Source organism: Kangiella sediminilitoris (assembly GCF_001708405.1).
Classification (GTDB): Bacteria; Pseudomonadota; Gammaproteobacteria; order Enterobacterales; family Kangiellaceae; genus Kangiella; species Kangiella sediminilitoris.
This window is the reverse complement of record NZ_CP012418.1, coordinates 2008713-2021349: the sequence shown is the minus strand read 5'-3', so window position 1 is coordinate 2021349 and position 12637 is coordinate 2008713. Positions and strand designations below refer to the sequence as shown.

Sequence of the window (12637 nt, the reverse complement as noted above, 5' to 3'; positions counted from 1 at the left end):
TTTGCTACAATTTACCCCAAATGATGACCGGACATAAACCATGACGTTTGACGTTAAGCCCAATCGAGCTACCGTTTACACTATACTCCTGCCTTCTTTGCTGATGGCTCCTGTACTATCTCTCGCCAGCGAAGAGGAAGAAGCATCTTCCGCTGCCTACTCTCAAGATTATGATCAATGCTTGCTTCAGCGTATGGATGTGGTTAGTGATGATACTTCTATTAAAGAGATAAAGGAGTATTGTGAAAGAGAGAGTGATAGAGCTTTCTTTCGTCGCAGCAAAGACTTATTTGCGTCCGATCCAGCTGACTCAGAAGATGCTTCAGGGCAAGCTGAAGGTGAGAGTGAAGAGTCGACATTATTAAAAAAACGCCTTCGTCTGGAATACCGAATTCGGGATAACCGCTTCGCAATTATTCCGCATAAACCTAATTATCTCCTACCACTGACCTATAACCGACGACCTAATGAAGACAGTTTGCAGGCTACTGGTGACGAGCGAGAGGTGGATAATACCGAAATTAAATTTCAGGTAAGCTTTAAAACCCCATTCTGGGAAGAGCCTTTTGGTAAGGATAGTGCATTATTCTTTGCTTATACCGGACAGTCTTATTGGCAGGCTTATAACAAAGACGTATCCAGTCCTTTCCGCGAGACTAACCATGAACCTGAAATATTCGCTGCATGGGCAACCGACTGGGCCCTGGGTGAGTGGCAGATACCTTACTTTTCGATGGGCGTCTCCCACCAGTCTAATGGACAGAGTGGACTATACTCTCGCAGCTGGAACCGTGTTTATACGGAGTTTGCTTTTGAGAATGACCGCTGGGTTATTGCATTTAAACCCTGGTGGCGTATCCCAGAAGATGAAAAAGAAGACCCGTTAGACCCTGATGGCGATGATAACCCTGATATTGACGATTACATGGGTTACTTTGAGCTTTATTCCGCCTACCAATGGGATGACCATAACTTCGGTGTGCTATTGAGAAATAATCTGCGTAGCGATAATAAAGGCGCGGTACAGTTTGACTGGACTTTTCCTTTAGATGACGATGGGAAGTTGCGTGGTTATATCCAGTACTTCAATGGGTATGGCGAAAGCCTGATTGATTATAATCGACACGTCAATCGTTTGGGAGTGGGCTTCGTTCTAACCGATTGGTTGTAATTAGAGGTATGCTGTAACTATATGGTATTGACATAAATTTGATGTTGGTGTGCTAATCTAACTCTATTATTTTAGGTAGAAGCAGGAGTCTTTTATGAATAAGTTAGGCATTTCAATGGTAGTTTTTTCGGTATTACCATTTTGTTTTAGCCCTTCAGTTCAGGCCCACAGCGAAGAAAAGCCTGAGGTCACCATTAAAACTGAGAAGTTATCTGATGGAATTTATGTTCTGTTTGGCCAAGGCGGGAACATAGGGGTGTCGGTTGGAGATGATGGCGTTTACATCATTGATGATCAGTACGCTCCTCTTTCTGAAAAAATTAATAAAGCAATTGATGAACTGACCGATAAACCTGTTCGATTTGTTATTAATACACATTGGCACGGTGATCATACTGGCGGCAACGAAAACTTTGGGAAAGCAGGTGCGGTTATTGTTGCTCATGACAATGTTCGTCAACGTATGAGTACAGAGCAGGTCAGTAAGTTCTTTGGCCGCGTCACGCCAGCTTCACCAAAAGCTGCATTACCGGTTGTAACCTTCGACAGCGAAATTAGTTTACATCTGAATGGCGATGATATGCGCGCTTATCATGTTGCCAATGCTCATACAGACGGTGACGCCATTATCTATTTTGAAAAAGATAATGTATTACACATGGGGGACACCTACTTTAATATTGGTTATCCCTATATTGATACGGGAAGTGGCGGTTCGATTGATGGTTACATTGCCGCTGTCGAGCGTGGATTAGAACTGGCAGATGATAATACTAAAATCATTCCCGGCCACGGTCCTATGTCTAACAAAAAAGAGCTGCAGGAGTTTGGCGATATGCTGAAAGATCTGCGTCAAAAAGTTGCGGCGTTGAAAGATAAAGGCATGTCATTAGACGAGGTCATAGCAGCAAATCCTAGCGCTGAATATGACGCCGATAATGGCCAGGCGTTTATAAAGCCAAAGCAAATTGTGACTTTTATTTATAACAGTCTTTAAACTTTAAGTAATTGATGCGGGCTGGGATTCTCCAGCCCGTTTCTTATTCAACGATAAAGTCTAAATCTAGCGCCTCATTTACTTTGGCTACGACTCTATCCCCCCGCTCAACCGAGCCGACTCCTGAAGGAGTACCAGTAAATATCAAATCACCGGGCTTAAGGATAATATGCCTTGAAAGTTCCTGAACGATTTCAGTAGGAGACCAAATCATCTGGTTTAATTCACCTTCCTGCCTGATCTCGTCATTTACCGATAAACTAATAGGTCCCTTCTCAATATCTTTAATATCATCTAGCGGTAGTATCGATGATATTGGAGCTGACTGATCAAAACCCTTGGAGAGATCCCACGGACGTCCTTTAAGTTTAGCTTCGTCCTGAAGATCCCTCTTGGTTAAATCTATACCAAGGGCATAACCATAAATACAGGCTTGAGCTTCGGCTTCATCCGCATCGCTGACTTCCTGATTAATAGCTAAAACCAGCTCAACCTCATGATGTAACTCTTCTGTCATGGTGGGGTAAGGAACTGACTTTGGGTTAACCACCAGAGCATCTGCAGGTTTGTTAAAAAAGAATGGTGTTTCTCGTTCGTTATGCCCCATCTCTTTCGCATGGGCTACATAATTGCGTCCGACACAATAGACCCGTCGCACAGGAAAAGTAAGATCGCTGCCAAGGACGGGAACTTGAGAATGCTCTGGAATCGGAAAGAGTGTTGTCATTGGGATAACATAGAGTTTGTCGGGGAATATAAGTACAATAACACTATTGCAAAATTTGCCAATGGAAAACTACGTGAACTCTCCATTATTTAAAAGCTTAATCAACATTTGTTGGGTGTTGCTGGCTGGGTTAAGCCTGCTCTCATGCTCGGACTCAACGCCTAAAGAAGGGATTGAAGTTAGAGATGGGTGGATTAGAAAAATGCCCTCGGGCGTTACTAATACAGCTGCGTTTTTTACTATACTCAATCATACGGGAGAACCCGTCACTTTGACTGGTGTCAGTATCGAGGGTGCAGATCATGTCATGATGCATGAGACAAAAGTTGTTGATGACATGGCAAAAATGGTGCATCTGGATAAGGTCATTATTGATAATGAAGTGAGATTTGAGCCAGGAGGCAAGCATGTGATGGTTATGGGGCTAAGTGTTACTGAGGCCACCAAAAGCTATAACATGAAGTTACATTTTGCTAACAAGCCGACGCTTGATGTTAAGGCCGAAGTACGTAATTCTAAATAAGTAAACTCTGACGGATTCTGAGGATAGATTGATGAACGTTGATACGCCCCTTGAAAAGACAGGTAAAAGCAGCAAGTGGACTTGGATTTTAACCGGCTTCATATTGCTGCTGATATTAATGTTTGTCTTTATTTTCATCTGGAGCTCGGAACCTGACCCGGTTGATACCCATACTTTAATTAAAGAATACCCCGGCGAGCCACCCGTTGGATATGTTACCGTCGAGACCGTTGCTCAAGTTGCTGAAAAGCTGTTGGATAAAAAAGGGGGGTATTTAAGTAACGACATAACTCCCCCAAGTGTATTCATGGACAATATGCCGTCCTACGAGTTTGGAGCTTTAGTGCAGATAAGGGATATTACACAGGTTCTCCGAAATGACATCAGTCGGTCTCAATCTCAATCTATGGAAGACGAAGCTTTAAAGTTTGCTGAGCCTGCATTTAATATTAACCACAAAAAGTGGTTGTTCCCAAGGGCGGAAAGAGAGTATCGCAAAGGCATTGAGCTTTTGCGGGATTATCGTGATCGTTTAACTGACCCGTCAGACTCCAATACCCAGTTTTATGCGCGTGCGGATAACCTTCGCTCCTGGCTATACCTGGTCAATAAACGTTTGGGTGGTTTATCTCAACGTTTGAGTGCAAGCGTTGGTAAAAGTCGTATAAATACGGATCTGGCCAACGATCCCTCTGCAACACAGTCCACAGGTAAGGGACAGATTGTCACTGTAGAAACACCTTGGATGGAAATTGATGATGTATTCTGGGAAGCTCGAGGCTCAACATGGGCCTTGATCCAGTTTTTGAAAGCTGTCGAGCATGACTTTGACAGCGTGCTGCGTGATAAAAACGCTGTAGCTTCCTTTCAGCAGATCATCATGGAGCTGGAAGCTACACAGGAAACCATCTGGAGCCCAATGATCGTGAATGGCAGTGAGTTCGGGTTTCTGGCAAATCACTCGCTGGTCATGTCTTCCTATATATCAAGAGCAAATGCAGCAATAATTGATCTCATTGAGTTGCTTAAGCGCGGTTAAAACCCTGAGCAGGTTTAGTGATAGCTATTTGCTATCACTGGCATCAAACTTATCAATTTTAACAACCATTCAGCTTTTCTTATAATTACATTTAGGGTGATAAGTTAGCCAAGCGGCTAATAGCTGCATGACAACCCCATCATGTAACTTATTGATTAATAGCCTATTAGTTGAATTAATCACCTTTTACTACTGCATTGACGCTTTCTTCACATTTAATGTTTTAGTCTAAAAGCGTTGGTAATTCTCACACATACTGGTGAAAAGATAGTAGTTAGCAAGGATGCTGCCTGAGTCATATCTTTCCCTAGATACCTTTTTGATATGACTTTTTACCCCGTTCCCCAAGCGGGGTATTTTTTTGCCTAAAATATTATTTTTGCCATTAAACCCTTTTGCTGTAATCATCATCTAATGAGTAAACGGTGAATAATTCTTATTTTGTCGGCAGCAGAAGTAACGAAATTACAAACACAGGCGACCAGGGAGCTGGTAAAACAGGCTCAGGATGGTTCTGTCAGTGCCTTTGAAGGCCTGTATCGAGAGCACTCGAATCAGGTATTTCTGCTGTGTCTGCGTATGTCAGGATGCAAAAGCTACGCCGAAGACTTTATGCAGGAGACTTTCATCAAAGCTTGGCAGTCTCTAAACAGTTTTAAAGGCGACAGTCGGTTTTCTACATGGATTTATCGCATAGCGGTGAATACGGTATTGGCGGATAAACGCAAAAAATCGCTGGACTTAGTTCGGGACCCTGACTGGGAAAGAGAATTTGAACAGAGCCTCAACGATAGCCATAACCGACAGCAGATAGATTTGGAAAAGGCTATTGCCACTTTGCCTTCGCAGGCTAGGCATGTGTTAGTATTACATGACCTGATGGGAATGACCCATCAAGAAATTGGTTCGCAATTAGACATAGCTCCGGGCACCAGTAAAGCACATCTTAGCCGAGCCCGGACTATGCTGAGAGAGACGTTAGAGTAATCTATGAATAACGAACAGGACTTATTAAAGCAGTTGAACAATTTGCCCGACGCGGCGAATGCACCTGATCGCTGGTCTGAAATTCGTCAGCAGATTGAATCTGAGTCAGCAACAAGTAAACAAAAGCCGTGGTGGAGTATGGCTATTGCGGCCAGCCTGCTGGTGGCTGCTATTGTATCTACTCTGTTTTTACCAGAAGGGCAGCAGACAGGAACTGACTCAGTAGTAACAACGGACAAGAAATCAGACGATCATAATCAGGTATTCGCTTTAACTATCCAAAGTTTGCAGCAGGCTAATGCAACTTATTATGCGGTTCTTGGACAGCAAATAAGAGCAGAAGAGATTTGGTTATCAGAAAAAACTAGAGTGTCCTTGGAAAGTTTACGTGACGCCCAACAGCAGTATCGCCAGGTATTAGCTCAAGAGCCTGATAATGGAAAAGCAAAACAGCGTTTATTTTGGCTGTATCAAAAGGAGCGCGAACTGCTCAGACAAATACTGGTAGCTTAAACTGTCCCTTAATATAAAAAGCCCGCTAAAACTATTCTGTTTCAGCAGGCTTTTTTTGTAGCGCTTAAAATAGCTTAGCTATTTTTATAAGTCTCGATGCTGTCTAAAATTTCTTTCTTAGCAGCTTCTGCGCCTTCCCAGCCAGCGATTTTAACCCATTTACCAGGCTCTAGATCTTTATAGTGCTGGAAGAAGTGTTCAATCTGATTACGTAGTAATTCAGGTAGCTCATCTACTTCATGGATACCCTGATACATGCTGCTTAGCTTACCAGTTGGAATGGCAACTACTTTCGCATCTTCGCCAGACTCGTCAGTCATTTTCAAAACACCGATTGGGCGGCAAGGAATTACGCAACCAGGAATTAGCGGAAATGGCGTTGGTACTAATACGTCAACTGGGTCGCCATCGGCTGACAAAGTTTGGTTAACATAACCGTAGTTTGTAGGGTAGTGCATGCAAGTCGCCATGAAGCGATCTACAAATAGGGCGCCTGTTTCCTTATCGACTTCGTATTTAATTGGATCGCTGTGTGCAGGGATCTCAATGATGACATTTATTTCTTCTGGGATATTTTTACCCGCAGGTACGTTGTCCAAACTCATTACTTTACCTTTAATTGCGTGTTAGGGCTCTATAGAGGGCGCGTATTATAACGGTCTTTGTTCACAAAATAAATTGCTGGTTTACTAATCACCTTGTATATAAATTGTACAAATGATGAAACTGCTATAGACTGAAGTTGCGAAAAATAAAATTTGTATAACATTCAATGAGATAAATCTAATGGGGGCTTTATGCAAGAGATGCTTTACCTGCCACCGGCACTAGGGGTGCTGGGCTTAATCATTGCCTTTGTGATTTACGGTGTGGTCAAGAAATACCCGGAAGGAGATAGCGGAGTTAAGAAAATAGCAGACGCTATTCATTCGGGGGCTATGACCTTCATGCACCGTGAATATAAAATGCTCGCTATCTTTGCGGGCATTTTGCTAATTATTCTTTGGTTTTCACCTCTAGGCTATAAAACAGCGCTTGCATTTGCCGTTGGAGCGATATCATCCGCCTTAGCCGGTTATATCGGCATGTATACAGCAACTAAGGCAAATGTAAGAACAACCACTGCTGCTCATACCAAAGGAGCCGCTGAAGCTTTAAGTGTAGCTTTCTTCGGTGGCTCGATTATGGGACTCTGTGTTGCCTCGCTTGGTCTAATCGGGCTTGGGTCTCTTTACTGGTACTTCGGATCTGATCCTTCAACCGCTCATTATATTCATGGCTTCGGCATGGGCGCTTCATCAGTTGCTTTATTCAGCCGTGTTGGTGGTGGGATCTATACCAAGTCTGCGGATGTGGGCGCAGATCTTGTAGGCAAAGTTGAAGCAGGTATTCCTGAAGACGATCCAAGAAACCCCGGTGTTATTGCCGATAATGTAGGTGATAACGTGGGTGACGTAGCAGGTATGGGATCGGATATCTTTGAGTCATATTGCGGCTCGATGATCGCTTCCATTGCCATCGCCGCAACGTTGGTGGGGACTGATCTCGGAACTAAAAACGCATTGATGTCAGCACCACTGGCTTTGGCATCTGTTGGTTTGATTTGCTCAATTCTGGGAATCTTGCTGGTTAAAAGTATGTCGAGCAAAAGCCCTGAAGTCGCATTGCGTGTTGGAACCATTGGCGCAGCTGTACTGTTCGTTATTGCGGCCTTCTTTCTGCTTAGCTGGATGGAGATCTCTACCTATGTCTGGTTAGCCGTTTTATCCGGAGCTGTCGGCGGGATTATTATTGGTTTAGTTACGGAGTATTACACTTCCGCGAAACCCATTCGTAAGATTGCTCAGTCAGGTGAGACTGGTTCCGCAACCGTGATGATTACCGGCCTCTCGGTTGGTATGCAATCAGTTGTCTTACCCATTCTGACCATTGCTGCCATTATCTATATATCAACTGAGCTGGCGGGTCTCTATGGCGTTGGAATCGCTGCCGTGGGTATGCTGGCAACAGTCGGAATTACCATGGCCATCGATGCCTACGGTCCAGTAGCTGATAACGCTGGTGGTATCGCTGAGATGGGTGGCCTGGGCGAAGAAACTCGTAAAATTACAGACTCCTTAGACGAGCTGGGCAATACGACTGCGGCAATCGGTAAAGGTTTTGCGATTGGGGCGGCAGCTTTAGCCGCTCTGGCGATTATTGCAGCATTCGTTGAAACTCTGGATGCGCAAAATGGGGCAGAGCCATTCATCCTGCATATTGGCGACCCAACCGTTCTGATGGGGTTATTCATCGGCTGTGTTATTCCGTTCCTGATAGCCTCGATTACCATGACGGCAGTTGGAGATGCGGCTTTTGCCATGATCCATGAGATCCGCCGTCAGTTTAGGGAGATCAAAGGTTTACTGGAGGGTAATGCCGACCCAGATACAACTAAGTGTATCGAGATTGCGACCACAGCGGCCTTGAAGAAAATGGTTTTACCGGGCGTAATTGCTGTCGCTGCACCCCCACTGGTGGGCTTCCTGTTAGGTCCTGAAGCTCTCGGTGGTATGTTGGGCGGAGCTCTGGTCAGCGCCGTGGCTTTAGCCTTGATGATGGCTAACGCAGGTGGTGCCTGGGATAACGCTAAAAAGTATGTAGAAAAAGGCAATCATGGTGGTAAGGGTTCCGATACTCATGCCGCAACCGTGGTTGGCGACACCGTTGGTGATCCCTTTAAAGATACTTCAGGCCCATCAATGAACATTCTGATTAACGTGATGGCAATTGTATCGCTTGTTATTGCTCCACTACTGTAAACGTTAGAACTAATAAAGCACTGCCTGCGGGTGGTGCTTTTTTTTGCCTGAGATGTTTTAACAATATTGGATCGTGAGAAATTGGAAAAGCTCTGATAAAATCAAATCACAAAAACTAAATAAAATAATGAAAACTACAAGGACAGGGAATGAACTGTAAATATCACACCCAAGCAAAGGCACAGTGGTTCTGCCACGACTGCGATACATCTTTCTGTATTAACTGTTGCGATATGGCTGAACGAGAAATAGCTCCACGTTGCCTACTCTGCCGTAACCACCTTAATTCTCTAGGAGTCAGCGATAAAGTTACTCCTTTCTGGAATAAACTTTCGTATTTTAATAAATATCCCTGGCAGAAAGGTGCGACAGGATTCTTGATGCTGTATATGGCAATAGCTTTTGCTGTTGGGCTGATTAATGATTTTATATCTTTCTGGATCCTAAACCGATTATTAGTATTTGCCGTACTTTCTATTGGCATCGGTTATGTATTTAAAGTTTTAATAACAACTGCCAAAGGGAAGTTTGATGCGCCCAGCTATGATGAGGCCATCATCTTTGATTCTGAGGGAATGATGGGCAAGGTAATTGGTCTGTTTGTTATGTTGACGCTCATTGGCTATTTTGTGATTTTGCCGATGGGAGTGGCAGCCATTCAAATTTATTTAGCGCTAGTCTCATTCAGTATGCCAGCGATTCTCATTATTCTTGCAATGGAAAAGCATGTATTTGCAGCGATAAATCCGGCACGGATTGCAACCTGCATTAAAGCCATTGGCTGGCCTTACTTATTATTGTTTGGATTTTCATACCTGATTGATAATGGGTTGGGTTTCGCTATGAGTGAAATACATTTCTGGCTACCACAGGCGATTGCTTACCCGATGCTGTTTGGTGCCGGTGCGTATTTCTATATAGTAAAGTTTAATATGTTCGGCTATGTAGCATACCAGTATCACAATGAATTGGGCTACGGCATTGATTTTGAAAACCTGCTGAGCAGTGAAGGTGAAGATGCGCCAATAAAAAGGTTGTTTTCCAAGTCTGACGTCTATATTCAGGAAGGACGGTATGAAGATGCAGAAAGTGTCTTGTACGAACTAGCGCAGGATAAACGCCACACAGTCAAAGCTCTCGAACGTTTGGTCCGCCTGAATATCGCAAGGCAAAACCCGGCGGGTGCACTAAAAGCGGCAAAAAATTATTTTGATTATCCCGAGCTTGGAACCATCCCAGCTGAAGCTCTGAGGTTATATGAAGATATGGTTGGCTTCGAACCGCGTTTTAAACCAATGAATGCAAAAGCTCGCGCGATCTTGGTAAAACAAATGAGACATAAACGCTATGCCGATGAAGTAAAAAAACTATGCAGTATTCCTGACAGCATGAAGCAGGATATGAACCTGCCGAGTCTTATGCTAGCTCGCGCAAGGTTTGAATCAGACGTTATGAATAGCGACGACCGGGCATTAAAAATTCTGGATGTGTTGTTGCAGAGGTATCCTAATGGAGCGCACCAGAGAGAAGCTGAACAATTAAGGCAGGTATGCCACTCAATGCGGCATAAACTGCCATCAGTCTAACTTGCCCTGGAAAAGAAAAGCTTTAGGTTTTACCTAAAGCTTTTTTTGCTTCTACACCAACAAAAGACTCTGGGTGCTTTTTGCTCAAATAAGTAAAGATTTTCTCATAGGTAATGTGATCATTATTCTGTTCACAGGCCAGTCCAAATCGGAATAATAATTTCGGTACATCTTCATTAAAGTCGTAATGTTTGACCAGGAAATTAATTATCGGTTTAGCCTGGTGTAGCTTCCCTTTTTTGATCAAACTGCCAGCATAATTAATCAGGCTATCCGCGGGTAATACTTTTAAGCCGTTACCATTATCCGTAAGTTCGCTGATTGCCATATCGGATAGCTTGGTAAAGCGAGTATCATTTAATGACTTCAGTAGAATCAGATTACAGAATTCTTCAAATCGTCTTGAGTTAGGAGTGATTTTTTCAAGAGCAAACAGCTGGCTGTAATAATCCATCCTATTTGGATCCTGTTCGATAAGCTGCGTGAATAGCTGTCGTGCACGCTCGAAATCCAATTGTTGGAATGCAGTGCAGGCCTCATGGTATTTTAGTTCGTATTGAGATTGCCCCTTAGCTTCGTTTTCTTCGGTGTTTTCTGTCGCAGCCTGACTCGGCTTGGATAATAATTTAAAACTGATTGCACAAAGAAAGCCCGCGAGCAAACCACCAAAGTGAGCCATGTAGGCAACATTATCATCCTGAATGGTCGACATGATAAATTCTTTACCTAGCCAAAATAAAAAGACTAAAGCAGCAGGGAGTTTTATGTAATCAAAAATAACGAAAAACCAGTAAAAATATCGAATGTTTTTCAGACCATACCACCCTCCGAAACCACCCATTAAACCAGCGATTGCTCCTGATGCCCCAACCAGAGGGGTATAGGGATCCTTGGTGGTAAAACCAAAAAATAAAACGGCAGCTAAACCAGACAGAATATATAAAGACAGTGTCTTTCCACGTCCTAATATTAACTCGAGGTTAAAACCAAAAAGGAACAGGAACAGCATATTACCCACAAGATGATCAATCCCACCATGCATAAACATATGGGTAAAGGCTGTAAATATACTTGGATCTGAAGGGTAGTAGGCGTATTGATAGAGAGAGGTTTCCTCAAGAATGTTGTTAACCTTTTCTCTCTTTTGGCGCCACTCTAAGGAATAGCTACTCAGGTTCTGGATATGATTTGCGAAGTGTTTGTCCTGTAAGATTATTTGAACCAGATACTCATCAGGTAGCATAGAGTTACCCTGAATTGACTGGTAAACGTCAATTCGGTGCTCTAAGGCATATTCTTCAAAAGCAGTTTTTTCCTGAGTTAATAATTCTGCTTCAGTGTAAGAGTCATAAGCTTCTTCAAATATTTCATTATCTTGGCCCTGCAGGAATATATACGCAAAAATATTAATTAAAATTAGCGTTATTGTCAGATAGGGAGGATTCTTTTTTGAAATTGCATTTTCAGCAGGTATTAACAGCATGACACGCCTCTTATTCCTTCAGTCATTATTATCATAGGTCGATTATTCTAATGTACCTGATTATAAACGGTTCTAAAAATATTTAACCCTTTTTTGATTGAGTGGCGTTTAGATAATTGAAGGTTATATAAAAAGGGGAGCAATAATGAAAATAACATTATCACTATTGATTGCGGCAACTGTAACTGCGGCTCTTTTATTTTTAATGAGCCAGCTGATCCAGGATGAGGAAACTAAAACTGAAGTAGAACCAAATCCAGTTGAACTTTCCAACGTCAAGATTCCGAATAAAAAGCCTGAGCCAAAGAGGAGCCCTTTAAAGCCTCCAAAGCTACCAGTTATCGAGAAAACACCATCGATCGATGGACAGGTTATCGAGTCGATTGATGTGCTGACAGAGGAGTCTTTTTTGACAACAAATCTTGTCGATGAAGTCAGTCTGGATGGTGCGACTACCGGCTTTGGTAGAGTCGATGTGCTACAGGATAGCAGCGCTATGGCAATGTATCGAGCTCAACCCAGCTATCCCATTAAAGCACAGTTGAACGGTATTGAGGGTTGGGTTCTGTTGAAGTATGACGTGGATGCGAGTGGGACTTTATCCAATATTTCTGTGCTGGACTCTCAGCCAAAAAATATTTTCGATAAAGAGGCGGTTAAGGCTTTAAAAGAGTGGAAATTTAGACCGGCAATGACAGAAGGACGCCCCATCGCCAGTTTGGGGCAAACGGTCAAAATTGAGTTTAATATGGATAACCAGTGAAGCCTCTAAGTTGACCCGACATAATAAAAAGGCCCCGTTTGGGGCCT

The 12637-nt window shown here is 43.2% G+C and carries 12 protein-coding genes; 9 read left to right on the top strand and 3 right to left on the bottom strand.

Annotation, left to right across the window (positions count from 1 at the left end; genetic code table 11):
- Window positions 1-40 precede the first annotated feature (40 nt).
- Together KS2013_RS09365 and KS2013_RS09360 are read left to right on the top strand one after the other, a co-directional pair.
- Complete coding sequence (locus tag KS2013_RS09365) at window positions 41-1171, top strand: phospholipase A (protein ID WP_068992950.1); 1131 nt, start codon at window positions 41-43, stop codon at window positions 1169-1171.
- 94 nt (window positions 1172-1265) lie between these two features.
- A complete protein-coding gene (locus tag KS2013_RS09360) occupies window positions 1266-2168 on the top strand; it encodes an MBL fold metallo-hydrolase (protein ID WP_068992947.1) in 903 nt (300 codons plus the stop codon).
- Between the two features lie 43 nt (window positions 2169-2211).
- Here KS2013_RS09360 and KS2013_RS09355 read toward each other — a convergent pair whose 3' ends face one another.
- A complete protein-coding gene (locus tag KS2013_RS09355) occupies window positions 2212-2895 on the bottom strand; it encodes a fumarylacetoacetate hydrolase family protein (RefSeq protein WP_068992944.1) in 684 nt (227 codons plus the stop codon).
- Between the two features lie 73 nt (window positions 2896-2968).
- On the opposite strand from KS2013_RS09355, the gene KS2013_RS09350 reads away from it, so the two are divergent.
- From KS2013_RS09350 to KS2013_RS09335, 4 genes are all read left to right on the top strand, one after another.
- Window positions 2969-3418 carry a copper chaperone PCu(A)C gene (locus tag KS2013_RS09350; RefSeq protein WP_228703662.1) on the top strand — a complete coding sequence of 150 codons (450 nt, stop codon included), beginning with the start codon at window positions 2969-2971 and terminating at the stop codon, window positions 3416-3418.
- A gap of 31 nt (window positions 3419-3449) precedes the next feature.
- Window positions 3450-4457: a DUF2333 family protein gene (locus tag KS2013_RS09345; RefSeq protein WP_068992941.1), complete on the top strand. Its 1008-nt coding sequence runs from the start codon at window positions 3450-3452 to the stop codon at window positions 4455-4457.
- A gap of 441 nt (window positions 4458-4898) precedes the next feature.
- On the top strand, window positions 4899-5444 hold the full coding sequence (locus KS2013_RS09340) for an RNA polymerase sigma factor (RefSeq protein WP_068992938.1): 546 nt from the start codon (window positions 4899-4901) through the stop codon (window positions 5442-5444).
- A 3-nt stretch (window positions 5445-5447) separates the two neighbouring features.
- Window positions 5448-5957, top strand: coding sequence for a hypothetical protein (locus KS2013_RS09335; RefSeq protein WP_068992935.1), 510 nt, complete (start codon window positions 5448-5450; stop codon window positions 5955-5957).
- 74 nt (window positions 5958-6031) lie between these two features.
- On the opposite strand, the gene ppa is transcribed toward KS2013_RS09335, so the two are convergent.
- Complete coding sequence (ppa, locus tag KS2013_RS09330) at window positions 6032-6562, bottom strand: inorganic diphosphatase (protein WP_068992932.1); 531 nt, start codon at window positions 6560-6562, stop codon at window positions 6032-6034.
- A gap of 192 nt (window positions 6563-6754) precedes the next feature.
- On the opposite strand from ppa, the gene KS2013_RS09325 reads away from it, so the two are divergent.
- Both KS2013_RS09325 and KS2013_RS09320 read left to right on the top strand, forming a co-directional pair.
- Window positions 6755-8758, top strand: a complete 2004-nt coding sequence (locus tag KS2013_RS09325; protein ID WP_068992929.1) for a sodium-translocating pyrophosphatase — start codon at window positions 6755-6757, stop codon at window positions 8756-8758.
- 233 nt (window positions 8759-8991) lie between these two features.
- A complete protein-coding gene (locus KS2013_RS09320; RefSeq protein ID WP_228703661.1) occupies window positions 8992-10344 on the top strand; it encodes a tetratricopeptide repeat protein in 1353 nt (450 codons plus the stop codon).
- A 22-nt stretch (window positions 10345-10366) separates the two neighbouring features.
- Here KS2013_RS09320 and KS2013_RS09315 read toward each other — a convergent pair whose 3' ends face one another.
- Complete coding sequence (locus KS2013_RS09315) at window positions 10367-11827, bottom strand: rhomboid family protein (RefSeq protein ID WP_068992923.1); 1461 nt, start codon at window positions 11825-11827, stop codon at window positions 10367-10369.
- Window positions 11828-11972: 145 nt separating this feature from the next.
- Here KS2013_RS09315 and KS2013_RS09310 point away from each other — a divergent pair, with 145 nt between their 5' ends.
- The gene (locus KS2013_RS09310) at window positions 11973-12590 is read left to right on the top strand and encodes a TonB family protein (RefSeq protein ID WP_068992919.1); all 618 of its coding nucleotides are present in this window, start codon (window positions 11973-11975) and stop codon (window positions 12588-12590) included.
- Window positions 12591-12637 lie beyond the last annotated feature (47 nt).